Below are 26,473 nucleotides of genomic sequence, written 5' to 3'. Positions count from 1 at the left end.
GGCATCAGCTGCATCAGCCCACGCGCGCCCGCCGAACTCATCGCGGTCCGGTCAAACTGGGACTCCTGGCGCGTGATGGCGTGGATCACCACCCAGTTGCGCTCGTATCCGCTCGGCACCGGCACGGTCGGGAAGCCTGCGGCCGAGTGAGCCATCAGCCCGTTCTGCGCGGCGATCCGGCTGGCCATGACCGCCAGGTCGGGGCGGGACAGGGCGCGAGAAAGCTCGACGGCGAGCAGCTGATCGCTCTCGGTCTCGACGCCGTCGGCGATCCGGCGCACGAACGCGGTCTGGTCCGTCCTCGCGCCGATCTGCCCCAGGAACCGCGCCGCGCGCACGACACTACGCGCCTCCCACGCCGCGCGCGTCGCGGGCGGGATGGGGAGCGTGATCGTCGGGGCGGGCGGCAGCAGCGAGCGGCCGAGCCGCTCGGTCGCGAGCTGGCCGTGATATTGGTCGCGGAACGCCGCCGTCCGCTCGAACAGGGCGGTCGCCTCGGCCGCGCGTCCTCCCTGCGCGGCGGCGCGTGCGGCCCAATAGAAGCCCTTGGCGCGCGTCTGCGGCGACTTCACGCCCAGGCCGTACCGGTCGAACATCACCGACGCGTCCGCCGGGCGACCGATCTTCATCGCCGACTGGCCCGCCAGCCAGGCGAGGCTCGTATAGTCGTCGCGCTCGCCATACGGCTTGGCCGAGACGTCGGTGCCGGGCGGATAGGCGTCGTCGATCTGGCGCGCGATATCGTAGGCGAGTTGGTGCTGCCCGTCCGCCGACGCCCCGCGCGCGGCGGTCAGCAGCACCTCGTACCAGCGCTCCACGTTGCCCGGGCGCTGCGTCAGCTGGCGCGGGCGGGCGAGCCAACTCCGCGCGCTCGGCCCCGCGCCGTTGCTCCTGAGCCAGGTCGCGCGGTCGGCCACGAAGCCCGCGTCGGTCCGGAACCGCTCGGCATCGATCGCCCCGACATTCGGCGAGTTGGTGCGCAGCGCCAACCGCGCCTCGAGCACCGGACGCATTGCGGACGAGGTGAGCGGAATCGCCCGCGCGGCGGCGCTCGTGCCGCCGGCCCAGAGCAGCGCGTCGACATGCGCGTCGTGATCCGCCGGCGTCAGCGCGAAGCCGAAGGTCGACAGCAGCGTGCTCTCGTCGGTGGCGGCCATCGATCCCATCCGCCAGGCGCGCCGCGCCTCGTCGCGCGCCCGCGCCGTATCGCCCGTTGCGGCGAGAGCGCGCGCATGGGCGAGGGTGCCACCGGCCGTCTGCGGTGGGAAGCGGCGGAAGAACGCGACCGCGCTGGTCGGCGATGCGGCGCCGGCCTGGCGCTCGGCCGCGCGCCGGTTCGCCGCTTCGTTCGGCCAGCCGGGATGCGCGAGCAGGAAGCGCGCATAGCTGTCGAACGGCAGCGCGTCCGTCTGCCCGACCGCGCGCCATTCGGCGACGGCCGACGCGATCGCACCGTCGCTCGTAGGTTGCGGCGAGTACGGAGCGGGGGCCTGCACCCGCGAGAGATCGATCGGCGGCGTGCCCGTCACCTGGGTGAGGACGGTGACCAGCGCGCCGGAACGGAGAAGGATGCCAAGCATATGGACAGACTAGTCGACTCGTCCCTACCTGTCCTGGATGAAATCGCCCGGCCCGGGTGATTGGGAGACGATTCCAGCCATGTTCTCCGGATCGATCCCGGCGCTCGTCACGCCGTTCCAGGCGGACGGGGCGTTCGACGAAGCGGCCTACCGCGACCTCATCGAATGGCAGATCGCCGAAGGCTCGTCCGCGCTCGTCGCCTGCGGGACTACGGGTGAGGCCGCGACGCTCGACCTGCGCGAGCATTTCCACGTCGTGACGACATGCGTCGCTCAGGCGAGAGGCCGTGTTCCCGTGATCGCGGGGGCCGGCTCCAACGACACGCGCGTCGCCGCCGCGAACATCGCCGCCGCCCGCGACGCGGGGGCGGACGCCGCGCTGATGGTCCCGCCCTATTACAACCGCCCGAGCCAGGAAGGCGTCTTCCGGCATTTCGAGACGCTCGCCCACGGCGCGGCGCTGCCGATCATCCTCTACAACGTGCCCAGCCGCACCGTGACCGACATCCAGCCCGCGACGCTCGCGCGCATCGTCCAGGCGCACCCGACCGTGTTCGTCGCCGTCAAGGATGCGAGCGGCGTCCTCGCCCGTGTATCGGAACACCGCGCGAGCGTCGGCGCGGCATTCACTCAGCTGTCGGGCAACGACGACCTCGCGCTCGCCTTCAACACGTTGGGCGGGACCGGCTGCATCTCCGTCTCCGCGAACGTCGCCCCACGCCTCTGCGCCGAGTTCCAGGCGGCCTGCCAAGCCGGCGACCACGCCAGCGCGCTGGAGTATCACGACCGCCTCTTCCCCCTCCACACCGCGCTGTTCACCGACGCCTCCCCCGGCCCGGTCAAATACGCGCTCACCCGGGTACGCCCCGGCTTCCCCGAAACGCTCCGCCCGCCCATGACCTGGCCGAGCGAAGCGTCGCGCGCGGCGGTCGACGCCGCGCTCGCGCATGCTGGTTTGGTTCAGGAATTTCGCGGGTTCCCGCTATAGCCCGCGATCGCGCCGCCCCGCCGCGTGCCGCTTCCGTTCTCCCGGGCGCTCGCCTACATGACCGCGCATGACGCGACCCAAGCCCGCAGCCTTCGACAAGCGCAAGGTCGTCGCCGAGAACCGGCGTGCGCGGTTCGAATATTCGATCGAACAGACCTTCGAAGCGGGGATCGCGCTCACGGGTACCGAGGTGAAATCGCTCCGTTTCGGCGAGGGGTCGATCGCCGAGTCCTACGCCGAGGTGAAGGGCGCGGAGGTGTGGCTCGTCAATTCGAACGTCCCCGAGTTCAGCCACGGCAACCGCTACAATCATGAACCCAAGCGGCCGCGGAAGCTCCTGCTCCATGAGCGCGAGATCAAGAAGCTTCATGGCGGCGTCGCGCGCGAAGGCATGACGTTGGTGCCGCTCTGCGTCTACTTCAACGGCCAGGGTCGCGCCAAGGTCGAGCTCGCGCTCGCCAAAGGCCGCAAGGACCACGATAAGCGCGAGCACATCAAGGAGCGCGAGTGGAAGCGCGATGCCGCACGCATCATGCGCGACCGCGGATGACGGCGACCGCCGGGCCGGGTGCCCTGAAGCGCGCGGTCGCCTGGGGCCACCGTAACATGCCCACGCGCGAGGGGCTGGAGCGCAGCCGCCTGCTCCGACCCGTCGCGCACCGCGTGCTGCATCCGGCGCTCTGGCGCGCGACCCGCCGGTCCGTGCCGCGCGGCGTCGCGCTCGGCATGGTGACGGGGATCCTGTTCCCTGTCGCGCAGATCGCCTTCTCCGCGCTGCTCGCCCTGCCGATCCGCGCAAACATCCCGGCGGCGGCGCTGACGACCTTCATCACCAACCCGTTCACGACGCCCTTCATCTGGGTGGCGGCCTACTTCATCGGCGAGTGGATGCTGCGCGTCGACCGGCACGTCCCTGGCGACTTGGCGGCGAGCGCGGCGCAGCAGATCGGCGAGCAGGTGGGCTGGATTCCCTGGCTGCTCGACAAGGGCGCGGTCGCGGCGCTCGGCATCCTGATCCTGACGGCGGTGATGGCGGCGCTGGGCTACGCGCTGTCCGCGCTCGGCTGGCGTTTGTGGATCGCGCGCAAGTGGCGCAACCGGCGGATCGCCAATGATCAGGCGACGCGGGACGGGGGGCACCGCCTGGCCGGCGGGGCGATTGACGAGCCGCTCTAGCCGCGTACAACACTGGGCATCCTCCCAACATATAAGGATGTTCGATGCGGAAGTCGGTTCTCGTCACGTCGTTGCTCGCCACCGTCACGCTCGCGGGCGTCGGCTTCGCCCAGTCGGGCGCGCCCTCCGCGACGACCGCTCGGCCTGCCGCTGCGCAGCCGACCTCCCTCGGGCCGACCTCGACGCCCGGCAAGCCGCAGCTCGGCGACTTCGGCGTGGACCTCACCGCGATGGACCGCACCGTCGCGCCGGGCGACGACTTCTACCGGTACGTCAACGGTCAGTGGATGGCCCGTACCGAGATCCCGGCCGACCGTTCCAGCTGGGGCGGATTCGGCATCCTGCGCGACCTGTCCGACCAGCGCACCCGCGCGCTGATCGAGGACGTCGCGCGCCAGCCCAACGCGCCGGGTACCGTCGGCGAGAAGGTCGGCGTCGCCTATGCGTCCTTCATGGACGAGGCCGCCATCGAAGCGAAGGGCACAGCCCCGCTCAAGCCCTACCTCGCCAGGATCGATGCGATCGCGACACCCGCCGACCTCGCCACCGCTTTTGCGACCGCCACGCGACGCGGCATCGACGTGCCGATCGGCGCGGGCGTACAGCAGGATCTGAAGAACAATACCGTCTACACGGTCTATACCGGGCAGGGCGGGCTCGGCCTCCCCGACCGGGACTATTACCTCGCCGACACGCCCAAGTTCGTCGAGGTCCGAACCAAATACGTGCCGCACATCGCGAACATGCTGCGCCTCGCCGGACGGCCCGGTCCCGACGGTGCCGCGAGACGCATCTTCGAGCTCGAGAAGCAGATCGCGCAGGTTCACTGGACGCAAGTCGAGAACCGCCAGATCGACAAGATCTACAACCCAGTGCCGACCGGCGAACTGGCCAAGCGCATGCCCGGCTTCGACTGGGCGACGATGCTTTCCGCCTCCCGCATCCCCAGCCTGCCGCAGGTGATCGTCGCGCAGCCTTCCGCGATGACCGGCATCGCGCGTATCCTCGGCGCGACGCCCATGTCAACGTTGAAGGAGTACCTCGCCTATCATACGATCGAGAATGCCGCGCCGATGTTGCCCCGTGCGTTCGTGGACGAGAACTTCGCGTTCTACGGCACCACGCTGTCGGGCACCCCGCAGCTGCGCGATCGGTGGAAGCGCGGCGTGTCGGTCGTCAACGGATCGATGGGCGAGGCGGTCGGCGAGCTCTATGTCCAGCGCTATTTCACGCCCGACGCCAAGGCCAAGGCGGACGCGCTGGTCAAGAACCTCGTCCGCGCGATGGACGCCCGCCTGTCCAAGCTCGAATGGATGGCGCCCGAGACCCGCGTCAAGGCGCGCGCCAAGCTCGCCGCCTTCACGCCCAAGATCGGCTACCCCGAGAAGTTCCGCGACTATACTGCGCTCCGTGTCGTGCCCGGCGACGTGCTCGGCAATGCCGAGCGCGCCGCGAACTTCGAGTACGACCGGCAGCTCGCCAAGGTCGGCAAGCCGGTCGACCGGTCCGAGTGGTTCATGACGCCGCAAACGGTCAACGCCTACGCCAACCCGCTGCTGAACGAGATCGTGTTCCCGGCCGCGATCCTGCAGCCGCCCTTCTTCGATCCCAATGCCGACCCGGCGGTCAATTACGGCGGCATCGGCGCGGTGATCGGTCACGAGATCACCCACCATTTCGACGACCAGGGCCGCAAGTTCGACCCGCAAGGCAACGTCGCCGAATGGTGGACGCCGCAGGACGTCGCACGCTTCAAGACCTACACCGACCGTGTCGTAGCCCAGTACGCGGCGTACGAGCCGATCCCGGGCGGCAAGGTCAATGGCGAGCTGACGCTGGGCGAGAACATCGCCGACCTGGCGGGCACCACGATCGCCTATGACGCATACAAGCTGTCGCTGAACGGCCGCCGTGCGCCCGTGATCGACGGCTTCACCGGCGATCAGCGCTTCTTTCTCGGCTTCGGCCAAGTGTGGCAGACCAAGGCGCGCGAGGCGGCGATACGCCAGCAGCTCACCACCGACCCGCACACGCCCGGCGCCTTCCGCGCCTACGCCGTACGCAACCTCGACGCGTGGTACGACGCGTTCAAAGTCAAGCCCGGCCAAACCTATTACCTGACCCCCGCGCAGCGCATCAAGGTCTGGTGATCGGCTCCGTCCTTCCCGGGCCGCGTCCGGGGAGGATTTGATTGCGCGTGTCCGTCCGGCATGGTGAACGGCAAGTCATGGCCTCCGCTCCCATCCCCAACCCGGCGATCGTCGCCCCGGTCCGCGGTGCCGCGATCACGGTCGGCGTCGTCGCCGCCCTCGCCGCCGTGCCCGTCCTGCTCCTCACCGGGAGCCTTGCCGCCGCCGCGGGCTTCGCGTCCGCGGGCGTCGTCGCGGGTGGCGCGGTAATCGCCTGGCGTCTGCTCGCGCCGCGCCGTGGCGGGACGGACGACCGCGGGACCGATTGGGACCTTGTCCGCGGCCTCGCCCAGGCGAGCGACGACGCGGTCGCGGTTACCGATCGCGCCGGCCGCCTGGTCTGCGCGAACGATGCGTTCGAGGCCATGTTCGGCGGACTGCCCGTCCCCCCCGGCCTGCCGCTCGACGAGGCGGGCGTGCAGGCGCTTGGCGGCGCGGGCCGCGTCGCCTGGCGCGACGGACAGGGCTTTGCCGAGCGGTTGCGCGCCGGGTCTGCGCTGCTCGCCGCCATCGTGACGCGCACGGGCGAGGAGGGCGACATGCTCGTCTGGCGGTTTCGCGCCGACCGCGAGTATGATCTGAGCCGTACCGTCGCCGACTTGCTGACCGGCGATACCGGCGTGCGGCTCGGCCATGCCGGGATCATGGCCGCGCTGATCGCCCCCGACGGCCGTGTCCGTGCCGCCAACCCCGTGCTCGCCCACCGCGCCACCGGCCACGCGGAAGGCGCGATCGAGGGCCGCGACTTCGCCCGCCACCTGATCACCGACAGCCGCGGCCTGGTGCGCTTCGAGCGCGAGGGGCTGGAGGGTCACCCCCTCCGCATCGTCCAGATTCCCTTTCTCGACGGCGACGACGCGCCGGTGCTCGTGGCGCTTCTGGACGATGAGGAGGATGCTCCCGCCATCGGCGCGAGCGCGACGGCGCACGTACGCAGCCTCGTCTCGCTCATGCCGTTCGGCATGGCGCTGGTCGACCGCGACGGGCGCTTCTTGCAGATGAACGACGCCTTCACCCGCGCCGCCGGGGTCAGGCCCGACGCGCTGCCGCTTTATCCCGGCGATCTGGTGGTACGCGAGGACAAGGGGGCGGTCGCCGACGCGATCCGCCGGTTCGCGGGCGGCGCGACGCATTCCAGCGACATGGCGATCCGCCTGGCGCACCAGCCCGACGAGCCCGTCGCGCTCACCATCGCCGGTGCGCGGGGCCTGGGCGACGCCGCGGTGCTGCTGTCGCTCAAGGACAATTCGGAGGAGAGCCGCCTCAAGCGCGAGGTGGAGCAGGCTACCAAGATGCGCGCGGTCGGCCAGTTGGCGGGCGGTGTCGCGCACGACTTCAACAACATCATCACGGGCATCATCGGCTATTGCGACCTCATGATGATGCGCCACTCGCCGGGCGACAGCGACTATGACGACATCCAGCAGATCCGCGCCAATTCGAACCGCGCCGCCGCGCTGACGCGCCAGCTGCTCGCCTTTTCGCGTCAGCAGACGCTACGGCCGCAGGTCCTGCAGCTGCCCGACGTCGTGTCGGAGGTTTCCAATCTCCTCAACCGCTTGATGGGCGAGCTCGTGACGCTGGACGTCCATCACGGCCGCAATCTGGGGCCCGTCCGCGCCGATCCCGGCCAGTTGGAGCAGGTGATCGTCAATCTCGTGGTCAATGCGCGCGACGCCATCCTGCAAAAGAATCCGCGCGGCGGCGGTACGCTGACGATCACCACCCGCGCCGTACCCGCGATCGAGGTGCGTCGGCTACGGCACGACGTACTTCCCGTGGCCGACTACACCGCGCTCGAAGTCAAGGACAACGGCGGCGGCATCCCGGCGACAGACCTACCCAAGATCTTCGAACCCTTCTTCTCGACCAAGGAGCTGGGCAAGGGCACCGGCCTGGGGCTGTCGACGGTCTACGGAATCGTCAAGCAGTCGGGCGGTTACATCTTCGCCGAATCGGAACCCGGCCACGGCGCGACCTTCTCCGTGTTCCTGCCCGTCCACGCCTCGGGCGGGGCCGTCAGGACCGCCGCGCCCAGGCCCGCCGCCAAGGCCGCCGACTTGTGGGGATCGGGCACGGTGCTCCTCGTCGAGGACGAGGACATGGTCCGCGCCGTCGCCGAGCGCGCGCTCGTGCGGCAGGGCTACACCGTGATGACCGCGGAGAACGGCGAGGTCGCGCTCGAATTGTTGGAGCGGAGCGGGCGACCCGACCTCCTCATCTCCGACGTCGTCATGCCGACCATGGACGGGCCGACGATGGTTCGCCTCGTTCGCGAAATCTATCCCGACCTGCCGATCGTCTTCATGTCGGGCTATGCCGAGGAGCAGCTCCGCAAGTCGATCGATCTCGACAACGTGGCGTTCCTGCCCAAACCGTTTTCCGTACAGCAGCTGGCGGAGGTCGCGCGCGATGCGCTTGCGTCACGGTGACGGTCGCGGGCCGATTTGCCATCCGCGAAATCCCGGCTATGCAGTCGCTTCAATGAGTTCACCCAAGCGTATATTGATCGTCGAGGACGAGCCACTGATCTCCATGATGCTCGAGGACTTTCTCGAGCTTCTCGATCACAAGGTGGCCGGCACCGCCGACTCCGTCGCGGCGGCGTTGCCGCTGATCGACGGCGCCGATGCGGCGATCCTGGACGTGAACCTGCGCGGCGGCGAGAAAAGCGGCCCCATCGCCGAGGCGCTGGCACTCCGCGGTCTCCCGTTCGTGTTCGCGACCGGTGGATCGGAAGACAGCGTTGGCGAACAATTCCGCGATCGCCCGCGCCTGATGAAGCCCTTCACCATGGACGGCGTGCAAAAGGCGCTCGACGCGCTCTAAATCTTCTCTCTTCCTTTCAAGGGAGGTGAGGTCCGCAGGCACTAGCCTTAACCGCCCCCCTCCCGCATATCCGCCCGATGCCGCATATCTTCGACAAGTCCCGTTTACCTAGCCGCCATGTATCGGTCGGCCCCGAGCGCGCGCCGCACCGTTCATACTATTACGCCATGGGCCTGAGCGAGGAGGAGATCGCGCGGCCGTTCGTCGCGCTCGCGTCGGCCGGCAACGACTCCGCCCCGTGCAACACCACGCTGGACGCGCAGGCGGATGCAGCGCGGGCGGGTGTGGTCGCGGGCGGCGGGATGCCCCGGCGCTTCAACACCATCACCGTGACGGACGGCATCGCCATGGGGCACCAGGGCATGAAATCGTCGCTCGTCAGCCGCGAGGTCATCGCAGACTCGGTGGAGCTGTCGGTGCGCGGCCATTGCTACGACGCGCTGGTCGGCTTCGCGGGATGCGACAAGTCGTTGCCCGGGATGATGATGGCGATGTTGCGCCTGAACATTCCAAGCATCTTCGTCTACGGCGGCTCCATCCTTCCCGGCCGCCACAACGACCGCGACGTCACGGTGGTGGACGTGTTCGAGGCGGTGGGCGGATACGCCGCGGGCGTCTGTCCGCTCGCCGAGCTCACCGCGCTGGAAAAGGTAGCGTGCCCGGGCCACGGCGCGTGCGGCGGCCAGTTCACCGCCAACACCATGGCCTGCGTCGGCGAGGCTATCGGATTGTCGTTGCCGGGCAGCAACATGGTACCCGCTCCTTATGCCTCGCGCGAAGAGATTGCGGTCGCGGCGGGGGAGGGCGTCATGGCGCTGCTGGCGGCGAACATCCGCCCCCGCGATGTCTGCACGCGGCAGGCGTTCGAGAATGCCGCGCGCGTCGTCGCCGCGACGGGCGGGTCGACCAACGCCGCGCTCCACCTGCCCGCCATGGCGAACGAGGCAGGCATCGCGTTCGACCTCCATGACGTGGCCGAGCTGTTCAAGACGACGCCGTATCTCGCCGACCTCAAGCCGGGCGGCAGGTACGTCGCCCGCGATATGTACGAGGCCGGCGGCGTATATATGCTCATGAAGACGCTAATGACGGGCGGCTATCTCCACGGCGAATGCATGACCGCGACCGGTCGCACGCTCGCCGAGAATATCGACCGCGTCACCTGGAATCCCGACCAGCGCGTCATCTACGACGTTCGGACTCCGATCACGCCGACGGGCGGTGTCGTCGGCCTGACCGGCACGCTCGCGCCCGAAGGGGCGATCGTGAAGGTGGCGGGGCTTCACCGCCTCCGGTTCGCCGGCCCCGCCCGCGTCTTCGACTGCGAGGAGGATGCCTTCGCCGCCGTCGAGCGCCGCGATATCGCCGAAGGGTCGGTCGTGGTCATTCGCTATGAAGGGCCCAAGGGTGGCCCGGGCATGCGCGAGATGCTGTCCACCACTGCCGCGCTTTACGGGCTGGGGCTGGGCGAGAAGGTCGCGCTGATCACCGATGGGCGCTTTTCGGGCGGAACTCGAGGCTTCTGCATCGGCCATGTCGGCCCGGAGGCGGCCGACGGCGGCCCGATCGCGCTCGTGGAAGACGGCGACCTCATCCGCATCGACGCGGAAGCTGGGACGATCGACCTCGATGTGGACGCTGCCGTCCTCGCAGATCGGCGCGTCCGCTGGAGCCCGCGCTCGACCGATTACGGCTCCGGCGCGCTCTGGCGCTATGCCCGGACCGTCGGCCCGGCTCATGCAGGCGCAGTCACGCATCCCGGCGCGCTGGCGGAGACGCATGTCTATGCGGACATCTAGGCGCGTAGGCTTCCTTGCGCCGCTGGCGTTGACCGCGGCCTGCTCTAAGGAGGGCGCGGCCGAACGGGACGCGGAGGCGCTGGTCGATCGTCCTATTGTCATCGCGGAAATCAACCACGTCACCTGCGCACACCCGGGCGAGGACCTGGCGCCGCTTTGCACGATCGACCGCGAGCGGACCGACCAGAGGTTGGCGCTCACCGTCCGTCATCCCGACGGCGCGTTCCGGCGTCTGCGCGTGACCGCCGACGGCCGCGGAGTGGTCGCCGCCGACGGCGCGGAGCCTGCGCGCGTGGCCGTGCTGGATGCGGAGAATATCGAGGTCGCGGTCGGCGGCGACCGTTACCGGCTCCCCGCGACCGTGCAGGGCTCGACCGCGCGACCATGATCCGGATCGAAGGCCAGCCGATCCTGACGGCAGCCGAAATGCGCGCCGCCGAGGAGCGGGCCGCACCGACGCCGGACGCCATGTATGCACTGATGGAGCGCGCGGGCGGGAGCGTCGCCGACACCGTACGCCGGTTGGCCGCCGGCGCGGAGGTGCTGATCCTGTGCGGTCCCGGCAACAACGGCGGCGACGGGTACGTTGCCGCGACCGCGCTCGCCGGCGCCGGGCATCCCGTCCGCATCGCCGCCACCGGCGAACCCCTCACCCACAGCGCTCGTCGCGCTCGCGCCGCTTGGTCCGGTCCGGTCGGGCGACTGGACCGGGCGGCCCCCGCGCCGATCCTGGTCGATGCGCTGTTCGGCACCGGCCTGACCTGCCCGCTCGACGAGGCCTTCGCAAAACCGCTCCATGCGCTCGCCCGGGCCGCCCGTCTGCGCATCGCGGTCGACCTGCCGAGCGGCGTCGCCACCGACGACGGCGCGGTTCCCAGCGCGCCGTTCCGCTTCGACCTGACCCTGGCACTCGGCGCGCTCAAGCCTTCCCACCTGCTCCAACCCGCCGCGCGCTACATGGGTGAGGTGCGTGTGCTCGACATCGGCGTTCCTACTCCGAGCGCCGCGACTGCGCTCGCCCGCCCGGTCTTGCCCGAACCCGGCCCGGACTCGCACAAATTCACCCGTGGACTGGTCCTGGTGATCGCGGGCGCGATGCCCGGGGCCGCCGCGCTCGCGGCCGAAGCGGCCGCCCATGCCGGCGCGGGCTATGTACTGTTGATCGACGGCGGGTCCGCCGGCCCGCACGCGATCGTTCGCCGTCCGTGGTCGCCCGACGCGCTCGACGATGCGCGCGTCGGTGCGGTCGTGGTCGGCCCGGGTCTCGGCCGGGACGGGCAGGCCCGTGACCGCTTCGCCGTCGCGTTCGGGTCGCAACACCCGCTCGTCATCGACGGCGACGCGCTCGGTCTGCTCGCGCTCGACTACGTCCGGCCCGCGCCGACCATCCTGACCCCGCATGCGGGGGAATTCGACCGGTTGTTCGGCGCGGGGGAGGGCGGCAAGATCGCGCGAGCGCGAGCCGCCGCCCGCCGGTCCGACGCGGTGGTCGTGTTCAAGGGAGCCGACACCGTGATCGCCGCACCCGACGGCCGCGTGATCGTCGGCACCTCACCTAGCTACTGGCTCTCGACGGCCGGCACGGGCGACGTTCTTGCCGGCGCTTGCGGGGCGATGCTCGCATCCGGACTCGAATCCTTCACCGCCGCGGCCGCCGCCGTCTGGCTTCACGGCGAGGCCGCGCGCCGTCTCGGACCCGCCTTCCTCGCCGACGATCTGGCCGGTGCGTTGTCGGCGGCGCGCTCATGAGCACCATCATCCGTGTCGCCGCCCGGGGCGAAGGGGTCGCCGCCGACGGCCGGCACGCCGCCTTCGCCGCGCCCGGCGATACGCTGACCGACACCGGCGAAATCGTGCCCGGTCCGCATCATGCCGTGCCGCCCTGTCGCCACTTCCCTGAATGCGGCGGCTGCCAACTCCAGCATCTGGACGAGATGGCGCAAGCGGGCTTCATCGTCGACCGCATCGCATCCGCGCTCGACGCGCAGGGGCTCTCAGCCCCGATACGCCCCGCGATCCTCTCGCCCCCGCGCACCCGCCGCCGCGCCAGCCTTCACGCCGAAGCGCGAGGCGGCCGCGTCCTGCTCGGCTTCGCGGCGGAGAAGAGCCATGCGATCGTCGACCTGCGCGAGTGCCACATCCTCGCGCCCGAGTTGTTCGCGCTCGTCGCGCCGTTGCGGGTCCTGCTCCAGCGTCTGTCCTTGCGCGGGCGCGGCGACGTCCATCTCACCCTCGCCGACCAGGGCGTCGACGTGTTGCTGACCGGCGTGCGGCCTGACGGCCTCGCCGCCGCCGACGCGATCGGCGCCTTTTGCGGGCGGCACGGCGTCGCCCGCTTGTCGGTCGACGACGGCCTCGGCCCGGAAACCCGGTGGGAGCCCGAGCCGGTCACGATCACACTCGGCGGCCTTCCCGTACCCCTCCCCCCGCACGCCTTCCTCCAGGCGACGGGCGAGGGGGAAGCAGCGCTCGTCGCTGCCGTTTTTGAGGCGATCGGCCCCGCGCGTACCACCGCCGACCTGTTCGCGGGGCTCGGCACCTTCGCGCTTGCCCTGCCGGGCCGCGTCTATGCCGCCGAGGGTGCGCGCGATGCCACGCTGGCGCTCAAGGCCGCGGCGGACGGTCGTCAGCGACCCGTGTACGTCGAGCACCGCGACCTGTTCCGCCGCCCGCTCACGGCGGCCGAGCTCGATCGGTTCGACTCGGTCGTGATCGACCCGCCCCGCGCCGGCGCGCGCGAACAGGCGACCGCGCTGGCCGCGTGCAAGGCCCATGCGATCGCGTACGTCTCGTGCAATCCCAGCAGCTTCGCGCGCGATGCGAAGACATTGTGCGATGCCGATTGGCGCATCGACTGGGTACAGCCGGTGGGCCAGTTCCGCTGGTCCACGCATGTCGAGCTCGCGGCGCGCCTGGTCCGTCAGTCGGGGTAGCTCGCCGCGACGAAATACAACCCGTCAGGCGGCGCATTAAGTCCCAACCGCGCCCGATCCCTCGCTTCTAACGCCGCCTGTAGCTCGGTCGTCGACCATCGCCCCATGCCCACCAGCGTCAGGCAGCCGACGATCGAGCGCACTTGGTGATGAAGGAACGACCGCGCCGCCGCACGCACGATCACCCGCTCGCCCTCGCGCATCACGCTCAACCTATCGAGCGTACGGACGGGATCGCTCGCCTGGCAATGTGCGGAGCGGAAGGTGGTGAAGTCGTGTCGCCCGACCAGCAGCGCGGCCCCCGCCGCCATCGCCCCCTCATCCAGCGGTTGCGGGACGCGCCAAGCCAGCCCAAGCTCGACAGTCAGCGGCGCGCGGCGGTTGCTGATCCGATATTCGTACGCCCGCCCGGTGCATGAGAAGCGCGCATGCCAATCGTCGGCCACGATCACGCACGCCAGCACCGCGACCGGGAACGGTCGCGCCCGCGCATTCAGCGCTTCCATCAATCGGAACGGTGCGATATCGCGGTCCAGGTCGAGATGCGCGCGCATGGCCGACCCATGCACCCCGGCATCGGTCCGCCCCGCCGCCTGCACCCGGGCGCGCTCGCCCGTGACCGCGAAGGCGGCATCCTCCAGAACGCTCTGTATGCTCGTCCCGTGCCTCTGCCGCTGCCAACCCACGAACGGCCTCCCGTCATACTCGACGATCAAGGCATACCGGGTCACACCCGCGTGCCGGGCTTGATCGGAAAGCCGCGCAGCAGTTCGACGGTGCTCGTCACCCCGCGCCCGGCACGCTGCAGGAGCATCGGCCGGATCGCGCCATCTTCACACGCAGTGGTAAGAACGTCGTCCAGGACAAGGCCAACCGGGTGTTTGCTGCCATGACCGGGAGCACTCACTTCAGCCGCCAACACCTTCACCCGCTCGCCCTCAACCTCAAACCACGCGCCCGGCGTCGGCGCGAATGCGCGTACCTGTCGTTCGATCTCGACCGCGGTCCGCCCCCAATCGATCCGCGCTTCAGCCTTTTCGATCTTGGGCGCGTAGGTCACGCCCACCTCCCGCTGCGGCTCGGGCGTAAAACGGCCTAAATCGCCCAGCACCGCCGTCATCAGCCGCGCGCCCATCGCGCTCAGCTCCGCTGTCAATTCGCGCGCATTCTTGTCCCCAATCGGCGTTCGCTCCTCCAGCCGCACCGGCCCGGTGTCGAGCCCCGCTTCCATTTGCATGATAGCGACCCCGGTCTCCTCGTCCCCCGCGAGGATCGCCCGCTGGATCGGCGCGGCTCCCCGCCAGCGCGGCAGCAGCGAGGCATGGACGTTCAGGCACCCGAGCGTGCACCCATCCAGCACTGCCTGCGGCAGGATCAGGCCATAGGCAGCGACCACGCCGATCTCCGCCCCCAGCGCTACGAACTCGGCCTGCGCTTCCGCTCGCCGCAAAGACACCGGCGACCGCACCGCGATGCCGAGCGCCTCGGCGCGCAGCTGGACAGGGGAGGGAACGAGCGCGCGTCCCCGCCGCCCGCCCGGCCGGGGCGGCTGGGTGTAGCAAGCGACGACTTCGTGCCCCGCAGCCACGGTCGCGTCCAGCACCGGCACCGCGAAGTCAGGCGTTCCCATGAATACGATCCGCATGGCCGGATGCCCTTCCACGCTGGCGTGTCCGCTGCCAAGTCCCTATCTGTTCTTCATGGCGTCCCCCGAGATCGAGGCGTTGACCAACGCGCTGGCGCGGCTGCCTGGGCTCGGCCCGCGCTCAGCGCGGCGCGCTGTGCTGCATTTGCTCAAGAAGCGCGAAGGGGCGCTGGGTCCGCTCCTAACCGCGCTCGCTGCGGTCGAGGAGCGGCTTTCGACGTGCCGGACTTGCGGTAATGTCGACACCGCCGATCCGTGCGCGATCTGCTCGGACCCGCGCCGCGACGCCCGCTCGCTCTGCGTTGTCGAGGAGGTCGCCGATCTCTGGGCGCTCGAGCGTTCACGGCTGTTTCCCGGCCGCTTTCATGTACTTGGTGGCCGTCTCTCGGCGTTGGAGGGAATACGGCCCGAGGATCTGGCCATCGACGGGCTGGTCCGTCGGGTCGAGGCCGGCGGCATAGACGAGGTCGTGCTCGCGATGAACGCCACGTTGGAGGGGCAGACGACCGCCCACTACCTCGCCGAGCGCATCGAACGCTTTCCCGTCCGCGTTACTCAACTAGCCCACGGCCTCCCGGTTGGCGGCGAATTAGACTATCTCGACGAGGGCACGTTAGCTCAGGCTTTAAGAGCGCGGAGACCGGTTTCGTAAGTCAACCCTCTCCCGCTTTCGCGGGAGAGGGACAGGCGCGGGAGCGCCAGGGTGAGGGCCGGACCGCGCCCGGAAGTGCCCTCACCCGACCTTGCTGCGCTCGGCCACCCTCTCCCGCGAAAGCGGGAGAGGGGAAGTGAAGGGGAGGCAGGAGACGGACCGGCAACTTGACGCCCCGACCCCTCCCACCTAGCGCGCCCGACATGGCCGTTCTCCCGATTGTCGAAATTCCCGACCCCCGCCTCCGCCTGATCTCCAAGCCAGTTGCGACCGTCGATGACGCCACCCGCGCGCTGATCGCCGACATGACCGATACCATGTACGACGCCAAAGGCATCGGCTTGGCCGCGATCCAAGTCGGCGTCGATTTACGCGTGCTCGTGATCGATCTGCAGGAGCGTGAGGACGAGGAGGGCCGCCCGGTCCGCGATCCGCGCGCCTATGTGAATCCGGAAGTGCTGGAGGCGTCCGAGGAGCTCAGCATCTACAACGAAGGCTGCCTGTCGATCCCCGAGCAGTATGCCGACGTCGAACGCCCCGCCCGCGCGCGCGTCCGCTGGCTCGACGAGCGCGGCGACGCGCATGAGGAATGGCTCGAAGGCCTGCTCGCCACTTGCATGCAGCACGAGATCGACCATCTGAACGGCGTGCTGTTCGTCGACCACATCTCCCGCCTGAAACGTGACATGGTCCTGAAGAAGCTCGCCAAGCTCCGCCGCGCTGCCTGACCCTCAGCTCTCTTTCCTGGATAAGGAAAAGCCTCGGATGGGTGGACAGCCTACCGGTTGATGAACGGCAACTTTCCCTCTGTCCTACAAGGATCGTTCCGGCTACGTTCCGCAGCCATGACGTCCCACCCTCCCGTCCCGCAACGCCGCGGACCGCCGGCCCGGTCGCCGGACGCGTCCACGCCTATATTTCCCTAAACTTGTTCAGGTGGGACCTCGATGCTCGAGCTGATCATCGTCGCGCTTCTCGCGCTCGCGCTGGGCCTCGTGCTCGGCTGGCTCCTCGCGGTCCGCCGCTCCGCCGGAGCCGCCGCCGATCTCGCGGTTGCACAAGGCCGCGCGGCCGATCTCGACATCGTCCGCCAGGCGCGCGACGCGGTCGAGCGCGAGCGCAACGACGCGCTCCGCGACCTCGCCGCCGCCGCCGCCCGCCAGACGGAGCGTGAAGGTGAAATGTCGGCCTTGCGCGAGCGCGCGCACATGTTGGGGTGTGACTTTCGTGACCTTTCGCGCGATCATGCCGACCTGAAGGGGCGCGCCGAGGAGCGCGAGCAGGCTCACGCCGGGTCCCTCGCCGAATTACGCAACGCCCGCGAACAGCTCACCGCTCAGTTCGATAACGCCGCCGCCAAGGCCCTGGAGACGGCGCAACGCCAGTTTCTGGAACGCGCCGATGCCCGCTTCCGCCAGTCGGAGGAGGCATCGGGTCAAAAGCTCACGCAGTTGCTTCAGCCTGTCAATGAGCGCCTGCAACGCTATGAAACTACGGTCGCCTTGGTGGAGGAACAGCGTCGCGATGCCTTCTCCGGCCTCCAGACGCAGATCGATCTAATGCGTACCGGCCAAGAGTCGGTTCGCGCCGAGGCCGCCAAGCTCGTCAATGCATTGCGCAACGCTCCCAAGGCGCGGGGCCGTTGGGGCGAGCAGCAGCTTCGTAATGTGCTCGAGTCATGCGGTCTGTCGGAACATGCCGACTTCCGCACCGAAGTCAGCGTGGATGACGGGGAGGGCGGGCGGCACCGCCCCGACGTCATCCTGAACATTCCCGGCGGCAAGACGCTGATCATCGATGCCAAGGTGTCGCTCAACGCCTATCAGGACGCGTTCGGCGCGGTCGATGATCTGGAACGCAAGGTCGCGCAAAAGGCGCACGCCGACGCGATGCGCGCACACGTCAACGGCTTGGGCAACAAGAGCTACTGGGCGCAGTTCGAGAACGCGCCGGACTACGTCATAATGTTCGTTCCAGGAGAGCACTTCCTGTCCGCCGCGCTCGAGCACGATGCCGATCTGTGGGACTTCGCCTTTCACCAACGTGTTCTGCTTGCTACGCCGACAAACCTCATCGCCATCGCCCGCACCGTCGATGCGGTGTGGAAGCAGGAGAAGCTGGCGCGCGAAGCCGCAGAGATCGGGAGGCTCGGCAAGGAGCTCTATTCCCGGCTCGCAACGATGGCTAGCCACGTGACTAAGCTCGGCCGAAATCTCGATCTGGCGTCCAACGCCTATAACAGCTTCGTCGGCAGCTTGGAGAGTCAGGTATTGACACAGGCTAGACGGTTCGAGGCGCTGAACATAGATACCGGTGCTAAGCAGATCGAAGCGCTGCCGATAGTCGAGACCAGCACTCGCCCGCTCACCAAGCTTGCGCCCGCCGAACTCGCGGCGGAGTGAACCTTATTCCGAGCCGGGAGCGCTCTTTCTCATGCTCGCCGCTGAGCGAGCACCTCATATGCCATCACGGCCGTGGCCACTGCCGCGTTTAGGCTATCCGCGCGTCCAAGCATCGGGATCTTGACCAGCAGATCGCATAAGGCGGCATAGTCTTCTGGTAACCCTTGCGCCTCGTTGCCCGTCAGCAGGAATGTCGGCTCGTCGTATCGCGCTGTTCGGTAGTCCTCATCGGTGTCCAGGCTGAGCCCGACCAGCTGCCCCGGCCCTCGCCGCAACCATCCGACGAACGCGTCCCACTCGCACCGCACAACCGGCACGGTGAACAACGCCCCCATGCTCGCCCTGACTGCCTCGACGGAAAAAGGATCGACGCATTCGCCGATCAGGATCAACCCACCCGCCCCGACCGCGTCGCCCGTCCTGAGTATCGTTCCCAAATTGCCCGGGTCGCGCAGTCGCTCGGCCACCAGCCAGATGCTCGCCGCGTTCCGGTCGAGCTCGTCCAGCGTCGGCCCGAACTCGTCGAAAACACCTATCACCGCGCCTGGATTGTCCTTGCCTGACAACTTGGACAGGATGTCGGGCGTAGTCTCAATCGCCTCGCCGCCCGCGCTCTCGACAGCGCCGATCAGGCGTATGACGAGTGGATGCGCCGCGGTCGCGCTGGTGAAAAACAACACGCGTGGGATTCGCCCGCTCTCGCGCGCCTCCGTCAGGATGCGCAGGCCCTCCGCCAGGAAGCGCCCCGACTCGCGCCGGTGCCGCTTCTCGCGCAAATCGCGAGCCTGCCTGATCAGCGGATTGGAGTAGGCGGTGACGAGACGCGGCATCGATCGGCCCTAGATGATCGAAGAGGACAGGTCAGTCCTCCCCGAACTTCGCCTCCACAAGATCGCACAGCGCCGCGACCGCCTCTTCGGCGTAGTCGCCGTCGGCGCGGACCGTGATCTCGTCGCCCATCGCCGCGCCCAGCATCATCAGTCCCATGATCGACGTGCCCGTCACTTCGGATCCGTCCTTGCCCACATGCACCTCGGTCGGCTGAGCGGCGGCGAGCGTCACGAACTTGGCGCTGGCCCTGGCGTGGAGGCCGCGGCGATTGACGATGCGCACAGTACGACTGATTGCGCTCACGCCGCCGCCTCGCCCAGAACCTCGGACGCGACGGAGATGTACTTACGTCCGGCCTCGCGCGCGGCGGCGACTGCATCAACGACCTTCATCGCGCGCCGTGCCGAACCGAGCCGGATGAGCATCGGCAGGTTCACGCCGGCTATCACCTCGACGCGCCCGCGCTCCATCAGAGAGATGGCGAGGTTTGACGGGGTACCGCCGAACAGGTCGGTCAGCACGATCACGCCGGACCCGGCGTCGACGTGACCGATCGCGGCGGCGATGTCGGTGCGGCGCGCCTCCATGTCATCGTCGGCCCCGATGGCGATCGTCGCCACCTGCGCCTGCGGTCCCACCACATGCTCCATCGCGGTCACGAATTCGTCGGCGAGCCGACCGTGCGTGACCAGAACCAGGCCGATCATCTGCGTGTTTGCATCCAAATTATTCGGTGACGAGCGGGGATCGCTCCAGCGAGTCCTGCGACGCCGCCTTCAAGTCGCGGTGGGATAAAGTGGGCGAAAATCCAGCTATACGCAACCGGTTCGCGATCCGATCGGCGACGTGCACCGACCGGTGTCTCCCCCCGGTACACCCGACGGCGACGGTCAGATACGCCTTACCTTCCGCTCGATAACGGGGAAGCAGGACAAGCAGCAGCGCCTCGATCCGGCTCACAGCCTCCTCGTAAGTCGGATCACCGCTCACATACGCGGCGACCTCGGGATCAAGTCCCGTACCTGGCCGTAACTCAGGAACCCAGTGCGGATTGCGTAGAAAGCGCATGTCGAACACAAGGTCGGCGCTGCGCGGCAGTCCGCGCGAATATCCGAACGAAAGGATGGACAGGGTCGGCCCGTTCTCCCCGGTCGAGCCGAAATCTGCCCGGATCGCCTTCTGCAGCTCGTTCGCCTTTAGCGCGGTCGTGTCGATCAGCCGGTTAGCCCAGCGTTTGAGCGGATCGAGCAGCATGCGCTCATGCGCGATGCCGTCCGCCGCCGGCCGGTCGAGCGCGAGCGGGTGCCGACGACGCGTCTCCGAGTAGCGGCGTTCGAGCTCGGGCGTGTCGCAGTCGAGGAACAGGGTGCCCACATTATACCGTCCCTCCTCGTTCAGATTGTTCACTAGGTCGACCAGCCGTTCAATGTCGAACCCGCGCGTATGCGCTCCAAGGCTGACCGCGACCGACCGGGCCTCGCCGCGAACGGCGGGCATGTTCAGCATCTGGCGGACCAGGTCTAGGGGCAGGTTGTCAACGACCTCCCACCCCGCATCCTCCAGGGTACGCAGAACCGTCAGCTTGCCTGCGCCGGACATGCCGGTGACGATCAGCACCGGGCGCCGCTCGCTCATGCGGACATCCGGTCGCGGTGAAGCAAAGCCAATTCGACTTTGATCGCTGCCGAAGCCGGACGGGGATCGACCGCCAGTTCCGGCACGACAATGCCCGCTATCGTCCGCGTCCGCGGGAACGGCATTCGTTCGACCTTTGCGACCAGGTCTACGCACAGCGCGACCGGCACCTCCGGCACGCGACTTACTTCCAGAATGCCCAAACCGCGCACCTCCAGCTTGCCTGGTATAGCATCGGGGACGCCCGCGAACAGCCGATCGCCGTCTCGCCACACGCGTGTGCGGTCGTCCGCGACGAGCACCGCACCGCGGTCGATGAGGCGGAGCGCGAGGTCGGACTTGCCCGACCCCGACGGACCTGAGATCACGACGCCACATCCGCCGATCGCGATCGTGGTGGCATGGATGGTGTCGGACATCGATCGGCTCCGATCAGCGCGATAGGACGGAAGGAAGGCGGATGACGAAGCGTGCGCCGGACGTGCCGTCGTTGCGCGAGACCACGACGATCGCACCTTGATGACCCTGAACGATCGTGCGGGCGATCGCCAGGCCCAGGCCGGAATGCCGACCGAATGCCTCGGCGCTCGGTCGGATGGATTGAAATCGGCGGAATACCGCCTCGCGCTCGGGCTCCGGTACGCCCGGTCCCTGATCCTGGATGTAAATCGTCGCTTCGTCGACACTCGGGAGCGTGCCAATCTCGACTAGGCCGCCGTCGGGGGAGAAGGAGATCGCGTTCTCCAACAGGTTTTCGAATACGCGTTCTAGTCGCGAACCGTCGCCCATGACGACGAGCTCTTCGCCTGGGCCGCTGGTGAATTCCAAGCGGACGTCCCTGTCTACCCCGCGCGCGCGCCGCTGATTCAGCAATCGGCCGATCAGCACGCTCAGATCCACGCGCTCGAACTTGGCGCGACTGAGCTGCGCGTCGAGGCGTGAGGCTTCCGATATGTCGGTGATCAACCGGTCGAGTCGAAGCACGTCGTCGCGGACAATCGCCATCAGCTGCTCGGCGAGCGCCGGATCGCGGACTCGCGCCAAGCCGTCGACCGCCGAGCGAAGCGAGGCTAGCGGGTTCTTGAGCTCGTGCGTCACGTCGGCGGCGAACGCTTCCGTCGCGTCGATCTGCGCGCGGAGCGCCAAGCTCATGTCCGAGAGCGCGCGCGCGAGCATGCCGAGTTCGTCGCCGCGCGAGGGCAGGCGCGGTACCACCACCTCGCGCGCGCGGCCCAGCCGCACCCGCACAGCCGCACGTGCGAGCCGGCGGAGCGGCCGTACGATCGTGCGGGCGAGGAAGAGCGAGAGCAGCACAGATACGAACGTCGTGATCAGCAGCACGACGCCGAGCCGGAATCGCTCCACCCGCACCGTCTGAGTGATGTCGCGTGCGTTGATCGTCGTCAGGACCACCCGCCGGCTGGACAGCGGCGCCGCGGCCGTCAGCACGGGCGTGCGGTCGGGCGCGCGCCAGACGGTGGTGGCGACGGCCTGCTTCGCCGCCGCCTCCCGCACATCGGGCCAGGCAAGGCCGTTGGACGGTTCGCGAAACAACGGCGATCGCGCGGCACCGACGATCGTGTCTACGCCCGCATCGAGCAGCCGTGCGACCCGCTGGTCCCAGCCCTGCTTGTCCGGATCGACCAGCGTGAAGTTCCGAAGCCCGAGCCGGTGCGAATCGACCATCACCCCGCCGCGGTGATCGTAGATGCGGATACGCGCGCCGGTGTCGTGCGCCAGCCGGACCACCAGCGCGTCGCGGTACCGCAGATTCACCGCCGTGATCGCCTCCGCGATCAGCCGCACCTCCCGCGCGGACTGGGCGAGGCGCGAATCGATGATCCGCGACCGGTATGAATCGAGATAGAAGAAGCCGCCGACCATCATCAGCAATACGAAGATGTTGACCGCGAGGATGCGCCGGGTGAGCGAGATCTGCCCCGACCAGCGCAGCGCCAAGTCGCGGTCGCCCCGGGGTGAGTCAATCGTCAGAGAAACGGTATCCGGCACCATACAGCGTCTCGATCGCGTCGAACTCCGGGTCGACCTCCCGAAACTTGCGGCGCAGGCGTTTGATGTGGCTGTCGATGGTGCGGTCGTCGACGTAGATGTCGTCCTGGTAGGCGGCGTCCATCAACTGGTTGCGCGTCCTCACGATGCCCGCGCGCTGGGCCAGCGTCTCCAGGATCAGGAACTCGGTCACGGTCAGCGTTACTGGCCGTCCCGCCCAGCTGGTGCGGTGCCGGGCGGGATCCATCGAGAGGCGGCCGCGAACGACCTGGCCGTCCTCTCCCTGCGGCTCGGCGTCGGTAGCCTGGACGAGCTCGGTCCGGCGCAGGATCGCGCGGATGCGCGCGATCAGCAGCCGCTGCGAGAACGGCTTGGCGATGTAGTCGTCCGCGCCCATCGCGAGCCCCAGCGCCTCGTCCAGCTCGTCGTCCTTGGACGTCAGGAAGATCACGGGCACCGCGCTATGCTCGCGCAGGCGGCGCAGCAGCTCGAGCCCGTCCATGCGAGGCATCTTGATGTCGAGCACGGCGAGATCGGGCGCGTTGTCGACCAGCGCCTTCAGCGCGGTCTCGCCGTCCGAATAGAGTCGGGTCAGGAATCCTTCGCCCTGCAGCGCGATCGAGACGGACGTCAGGATGTTGCGGTCGTCGTCGACCAGCGCGATCGTCGCGGTCATATCCGGCGGGTGTCCAGGTGCATGAATCGCGAGCTAGTCCAAAGACGGAATGCGCTCAACCTTCGCGGGCGTCGACCGGGGCGTATGCCGGGCCGCGCCGATGGCCTGATTCGCAGCGCTTATTGGGCCGATCAGGGTCGCGGGAGCTTGGTTTTCGTGCCTTTTTTCGTGGGTTGAGCCGCGAGCCGATGCCGCCGGATCAATGACTTAGCGGTCGGATGTTGGTGAAGGTGCTGCGACTTGCGCACTTGTTGCCTTTTATCAGGGGATTTGTCCGGCGATGTCAAAGAGCTGGCTAGTCGCTAGCGGCCGCGTGCGTTGTAGGACAGGGGCGATCAGGCGAGCGTGGCGACCACGCGTTCGAGGACGGTCATCGGCACGCCGCCCGTGCGGACGACCATGTCGTTGAAGCGGCGTCCGTCATAGCGGGGGCCGAGTCGCGACTGGGCGGCGACGCGCAGGCGGTTGATCTCGCTGTGGCCGACCTTGTAGCCGCAGGCTTGACCGGGCCAGGCGCAATAGCGGTCGACCTCGCTTCCGGCCTGGCTGGCGCTGTTGCCGTTGCGGTCCACGAAGAAGGCGACCGCCTGCTCGCGCGTCCAGCGCTTGGCGTGGAGGCCGGTGTCGACGACCAACCGACAGGCGCGAAAGGCGATCGACTGAAGGTAGCCCAGCCGGCCGATGGGATCGCCGTCATATGCGCCGAGCTCGTCGGCGAGCTGTTCGGCATAGAGCGCCCAGCCTTCCGAATAGGCGTTGAACGACAGGAGCGAGCGGACGAGCGGGAGCTTGAAGGTATATTCGCCCTGCCAGATGTGGCCCGGCAATCCCTCGTGATAGCTGAGCGTAGGCAGCGCGTAGCGGGGCCAGATGCCGGTATCGCGCAGGTTGATGTAGTAGTTGCCGGGCACCGAGCCGTCGATCGTGCCGGGACCGGCATAGCCGTTGGGCGCGCCGTTCTCGATCGCCGGGGGCACGCGCTTGACCACCAGCCGACCGGGCACGAGCATCGTGAAGGCGCGCGGCAGGCGGGTGCGCATGTCGGCGATCCGGCCGTCGATATAGGCGAGGATCTGCGCGCGGCCGGCGTCGCTCGCGGGGAACAAATAGCGCGGATCCTTGCCGAGCGCGGTCATGCGGTCGCCGACGCTGCCCTTGGTCAGCCCGAGGCCGCGCAGGATCACGTCCATCTGCGCGTGAAGCTCCGCCAGTTCGGCCAGGCCGCGCGCGTGTACCTGATCGGGGGTCATGCGCGTGGTCGTGCCTGCGGCCAGCGCCCAGGCGTAGTAGGCCTCGCCCTGCGGCAGCTTCCACACGCCCGCATCCATCGTGGCGCGAGTGCGGTGGCGTTCCAGCTCGGCGATTTGCCGGCCCAGCGCGGGCGCGATCCGCTCGCGCGCGATCGCCTGCGCGCGGCCCGACCAGCCGGTCGTGTTCTCGGGGCTGCGTCGGGCGAGCGAGGCGACCACGCCCCACCGGTGGACCGGCTCCGCGCGGGCGGCGCGCAGCTGGCCGAGCGTCTTGTCGAGAAGGAAGGCGGGGGCGATCACGCCGCGGCCGCCGTCGGCGCGCAGACGTTCGGTTTCTCCATCGAGCGCGGCGGCGTAGGCTTCGAGCCGGGCGAGATAGGCGCGGCGATCGGCGTCGGTTGCGACGGAGTGGGTGGCGTCGAGGAAGTCGGGAACCTCGACGAACGCGCCCGTATTCTGCGCGACGACGTAGGGCGCATTGCGATAGGAGACACTGTTGTTGAGCGGCACCACGTCGCCGAACGGGAATGCGTAGCCCGCCAGCGCCGTCTCGTGCGCGGTCCGGACCACCTCGACGTCGATCCGCGCGGCAGGCGTGAGCGCGGCGAGGTCGATGCGGGCGAGGCGCTTAAGCCGGTCCTCGGCGTTTCGGCGCAGGCGCTGCTGCCCGACTGGCGAACGGTCGGTTAGGCGCGATTTCAGCCCGGCGCGCGCGCCCTTGTCGATGCCAAGATAGGTGGCGTTCTCGGGATGGTCGACGAGCATTTCGTCGGCGACGCCTGCAAGGATGCCTTGCGCGTCGGTGTCGGCCGAGCCGGCGGCGCGGGCAGGCAAGGCGGCAAGCGCGAGCGATGCGCCGCCCGAGGCGAGTAGGGTCCGACGTGACAGCATCAACGATCCTCCGGTTCGCCCGCCTTTTCCACCACGAGCGTCGCGCCGTCCACCGCGACGACGCGCACCCGTGCGCCGACGGGCGCGTCGGGTCCGCGCGCGGGCCATGCGCCGTCGCCGACACGGACGCGGCCCCGGCCGTTATCGATGGCGGCGGTGACGGTCACGACCTCGCCGATCAGGCGGGCGGCGCGGTCGTTGAGGAGCGCGTCGTCCGTCGCAACGGGGTTGTCGTGGTACCAGCGGCGGCCGACCGTCACGGCGACGCCGCTCCAGGCGGCGAACGCGGCGAGCTGGCCGATGACGGGCAGGTCGGGGAGCGCGAGCAGCATCACCCCGGTGATCGCGGCGGCGACCGCGACGAAGACGAGGAACACGCCGGGCGCGGCCAACTCGGCGAGCGCGAAGGCGAGCGCGGCGATCAGCCACGCACCCGCCGCGCCGATCCCGAGGTCGCCTAAACTCACTGCGACGGCAGCTCGAACGGACCGCGCCGTTCCTCGATCTTGGGCTGAGCGGCGGGCGATGGCCCGCTCGGCTGCGGTTTGGATTGCGGTTTGGGCGGCGAGCCGATCGCGTCGCGCGCGAGCTCGCCGATGCCGCCGAGCGTGCCCATCAACTGTGTCGCCTCCACGGGAAACAGGATGGTCTTGGCGTTGGGAGAGGTGGCGAACTTGCCGATCGCCTCCACGTATTTCTGCGCGATGAAATAGTTGATCGCCTGAACGCCGCCTGCCTCGATCGCGTTCGATACGGCGGTGGTCGCGCTCGCCTCGGCGGTGGCGGCGCGCTCGCGGGCTTCGGCGTCGCGGAATGCGGACTCCTTGCGGCCCTCCGCCTCCAGGATGCGCGCCTGCTTCTGGCCCTCGGCGCGCAGGATCTCGGAGGCGCGGCTGCCCTCGGCTTCGAGGATGTTGGCGCGCTTCTCGCGTTCGGCCTTCATCTGGCGGCCCATCGCGTTGACGATGTCGGCGGGCGGGCGGATGT

At 68.9% G+C, this 26,473-nt stretch carries 27 protein-coding genes; 13 read left to right on the top strand and 14 right to left on the bottom strand.

The window, feature by feature from the left end; genetic code table 11:
* On the bottom strand, positions 1–1,580 hold a 1,580-nt coding region (locus ACFE7F_RS11480), incomplete at its 3' end, for a transglycosylase SLT domain-containing protein (protein ID WP_375403983.1).
* Between the two features lie 79 nt (positions 1,581–1,659).
* Here ACFE7F_RS11480 and dapA point away from each other — a divergent pair.
* From dapA to ACFE7F_RS11430, 10 genes are all read left to right on the top strand, one after another.
* Entirely contained in the window at positions 1,660–2,568 is a 909-nt protein-coding gene (gene dapA, locus ACFE7F_RS11475) for a 4-hydroxy-tetrahydrodipicolinate synthase (RefSeq protein WP_375403986.1), read from the top strand.
* 67 nt (positions 2,569–2,635) lie between these two features.
* On the top strand, positions 2,636–3,118 hold the full coding sequence (gene smpB, locus ACFE7F_RS11470) for an SsrA-binding protein SmpB (RefSeq protein WP_375403982.1): 483 nt from the start codon (positions 2,636–2,638) through the stop codon (positions 3,116–3,118).
* Positions 3,115–3,744 carry a DUF2062 domain-containing protein gene (locus ACFE7F_RS11465; protein ID WP_375403981.1) on the top strand — a complete coding sequence of 210 codons (630 nt, stop codon included), beginning with the start codon at positions 3,115–3,117 and terminating at the stop codon, positions 3,742–3,744. The genes smpB and ACFE7F_RS11465 overlap by 4 nt, the downstream gene beginning before the upstream one ends.
* A 44-nt stretch (positions 3,745–3,788) precedes the next feature.
* Entirely contained in the window at positions 3,789–5,894 is a 2,106-nt protein-coding gene (locus ACFE7F_RS11460; protein ID WP_375403980.1) for a M13 family metallopeptidase, read from the top strand.
* A 77-nt stretch (positions 5,895–5,971) separates the two neighbouring features.
* Positions 5,972–8,365: an ATP-binding protein gene (locus tag ACFE7F_RS11455; protein ID WP_375403979.1), complete on the top strand. Its 2,394-nt coding sequence runs from the start codon at positions 5,972–5,974 to the stop codon at positions 8,363–8,365.
* A 52-nt stretch (positions 8,366–8,417) separates the two neighbouring features.
* Positions 8,418–8,762 (top strand): response regulator, encoded by a 345-nt coding sequence (locus ACFE7F_RS11450; RefSeq protein ID WP_375403985.1) that lies wholly within the window; start codon positions 8,418–8,420, stop codon positions 8,760–8,762.
* Between the two features lie 77 nt (positions 8,763–8,839).
* A complete protein-coding gene (gene ilvD, locus ACFE7F_RS11445; RefSeq protein WP_375403978.1) occupies positions 8,840–10,561 on the top strand; it encodes a dihydroxy-acid dehydratase in 1,722 nt (573 codons plus the stop codon).
* The gene (locus ACFE7F_RS11440) at positions 10,548–10,949 is read left to right on the top strand and encodes a hypothetical protein (RefSeq protein ID WP_375403977.1); all 402 of its coding nucleotides are present in this window, start codon (positions 10,548–10,550) and stop codon (positions 10,947–10,949) included. The genes ilvD and ACFE7F_RS11440 overlap by 14 nt, the downstream gene beginning before the upstream one ends.
* A complete protein-coding gene (locus ACFE7F_RS11435; RefSeq protein ID WP_375403976.1) occupies positions 10,946–12,310 on the top strand; it encodes an NAD(P)H-hydrate dehydratase in 1,365 nt (454 codons plus the stop codon). Before ACFE7F_RS11440 ends, ACFE7F_RS11435 begins: the two co-directional genes overlap by 4 nt.
* On the top strand, positions 12,307–13,494 hold the full coding sequence (locus ACFE7F_RS11430) for a class I SAM-dependent RNA methyltransferase (protein WP_375403975.1): 1,188 nt from the start codon (positions 12,307–12,309) through the stop codon (positions 13,492–13,494). The genes ACFE7F_RS11435 and ACFE7F_RS11430 overlap by 4 nt, the downstream gene beginning before the upstream one ends.
* Here ACFE7F_RS11430 and truA read toward each other — a convergent pair.
* Positions 13,482–14,225 carry a tRNA pseudouridine(38-40) synthase TruA gene (truA, locus tag ACFE7F_RS11425; RefSeq protein WP_375403974.1) on the bottom strand — a complete coding sequence of 248 codons (744 nt, stop codon included), beginning with the start codon at positions 14,223–14,225 and terminating at the stop codon, positions 13,482–13,484. The two genes, ACFE7F_RS11430 and truA, sit on opposite strands and share 13 nt — an antisense overlap.
* Entirely contained in the window at positions 14,222–15,139 is a 918-nt protein-coding gene (gene fmt / locus ACFE7F_RS11420) for a methionyl-tRNA formyltransferase (protein WP_375403973.1), read from the bottom strand. The genes truA and fmt overlap by 4 nt, the downstream gene beginning before the upstream one ends.
* 55 nt (positions 15,140–15,194) lie before the next feature.
* Here fmt and recR point away from each other — a divergent pair, with 55 nt between their 5' ends.
* Together recR and def are read left to right on the top strand one after the other, a co-directional pair.
* A complete protein-coding gene (recR, locus tag ACFE7F_RS11415) occupies positions 15,195–15,791 on the top strand; it encodes a recombination mediator RecR (protein ID WP_375403984.1) in 597 nt (198 codons plus the stop codon).
* A 203-nt stretch (positions 15,792–15,994) separates the two neighbouring features.
* Positions 15,995–16,519 (top strand): peptide deformylase, encoded by a 525-nt coding sequence (def, locus tag ACFE7F_RS11410; RefSeq protein WP_375403972.1) that lies wholly within the window; start codon positions 15,995–15,997, stop codon positions 16,517–16,519.
* Between the two features lie 204 nt (positions 16,520–16,723).
* Here the strand turns inward: def and ACFE7F_RS11405 are convergent, their stop codons facing one another.
* Entirely contained in the window at positions 16,724–16,999 is a 276-nt protein-coding gene (locus ACFE7F_RS11405; protein ID WP_375403971.1) for a hypothetical protein, read from the bottom strand.
* Here ACFE7F_RS11405 and ACFE7F_RS11400 point away from each other — a divergent pair.
* Positions 16,973–18,193 (top strand): DNA recombination protein RmuC, encoded by a 1,221-nt coding sequence (locus ACFE7F_RS11400; RefSeq protein ID WP_375403970.1) that lies wholly within the window; start codon positions 16,973–16,975, stop codon positions 18,191–18,193. The genes ACFE7F_RS11405 and ACFE7F_RS11400 overlap by 27 nt on opposite strands.
* 29 nt (positions 18,194–18,222) lie before the next feature.
* Here ACFE7F_RS11400 and ACFE7F_RS11395 read toward each other — a convergent pair whose 3' ends face one another.
* From ACFE7F_RS11395 to ACFE7F_RS11350, 10 genes are all read right to left on the bottom strand, one after another.
* Positions 18,223–19,023 (bottom strand): TrmH family RNA methyltransferase, encoded by an 801-nt coding sequence (locus ACFE7F_RS11395; protein ID WP_375403969.1) that lies wholly within the window; start codon positions 19,021–19,023, stop codon positions 18,223–18,225.
* A gap of 31 nt (positions 19,024–19,054) precedes the next feature.
* Complete coding sequence (locus tag ACFE7F_RS11390; protein ID WP_375403968.1) at positions 19,055–19,327, bottom strand: HPr family phosphocarrier protein; 273 nt, start codon at positions 19,325–19,327, stop codon at positions 19,055–19,057.
* On the bottom strand, positions 19,324–19,731 hold the full coding sequence (locus ACFE7F_RS11385; protein ID WP_375403967.1) for a PTS sugar transporter subunit IIA: 408 nt from the start codon (positions 19,729–19,731) through the stop codon (positions 19,324–19,326). The genes ACFE7F_RS11390 and ACFE7F_RS11385 overlap by 4 nt, the downstream gene beginning before the upstream one ends.
* A 19-nt stretch (positions 19,732–19,750) precedes the next feature.
* Positions 19,751–20,659, bottom strand: coding sequence for an RNase adapter RapZ (rapZ, locus tag ACFE7F_RS11380; RefSeq protein ID WP_375403966.1), 909 nt, complete (start codon positions 20,657–20,659; stop codon positions 19,751–19,753).
* Positions 20,656–21,078, bottom strand: coding sequence for an HPr kinase/phosphorylase (locus ACFE7F_RS11375; protein ID WP_375403965.1), 423 nt, complete (start codon positions 21,076–21,078; stop codon positions 20,656–20,658). Before ACFE7F_RS11375 ends, rapZ begins: the two co-directional genes overlap by 4 nt.
* A 13-nt stretch (positions 21,079–21,091) precedes the next feature.
* On the bottom strand, positions 21,092–22,672 hold the full coding sequence (locus tag ACFE7F_RS11370) for a stimulus-sensing domain-containing protein (protein ID WP_375403964.1): 1,581 nt from the start codon (positions 22,670–22,672) through the stop codon (positions 21,092–21,094).
* Positions 22,641–23,345 (bottom strand): response regulator, encoded by a 705-nt coding sequence (locus tag ACFE7F_RS11365; protein WP_375403963.1) that lies wholly within the window; start codon positions 23,343–23,345, stop codon positions 22,641–22,643. The genes ACFE7F_RS11370 and ACFE7F_RS11365 overlap by 32 nt, the downstream gene beginning before the upstream one ends.
* A gap of 335 nt (positions 23,346–23,680) precedes the next feature.
* Positions 23,681–25,489 (bottom strand): DUF885 family protein, encoded by a 1,809-nt coding sequence (locus ACFE7F_RS11360; RefSeq protein ID WP_375403962.1) that lies wholly within the window; start codon positions 25,487–25,489, stop codon positions 23,681–23,683.
* Positions 25,486–25,953 (bottom strand): NfeD family protein, encoded by a 468-nt coding sequence (locus ACFE7F_RS11355; RefSeq protein WP_375403961.1) that lies wholly within the window; start codon positions 25,951–25,953, stop codon positions 25,486–25,488. Before ACFE7F_RS11355 ends, ACFE7F_RS11360 begins: the two co-directional genes overlap by 4 nt.
* On the bottom strand, positions 25,950–26,473 hold a 524-nt coding region (locus ACFE7F_RS11350), incomplete at its 5' end, for an SPFH domain-containing protein (RefSeq protein WP_375403960.1). The genes ACFE7F_RS11350 and ACFE7F_RS11355, both read right to left, overlap by 4 nt.

Source organism: uncultured Sphingomonas sp., assembly GCF_964235535.1.
In the GTDB taxonomy this organism is placed as follows: Bacteria; Pseudomonadota; Alphaproteobacteria; order Sphingomonadales; family Sphingomonadaceae; genus Sphingomonas.
The sequence above is the reverse complement of the archived record's forward strand: the minus strand, read 5'-3'. Positions and strand labels throughout refer to the sequence as shown.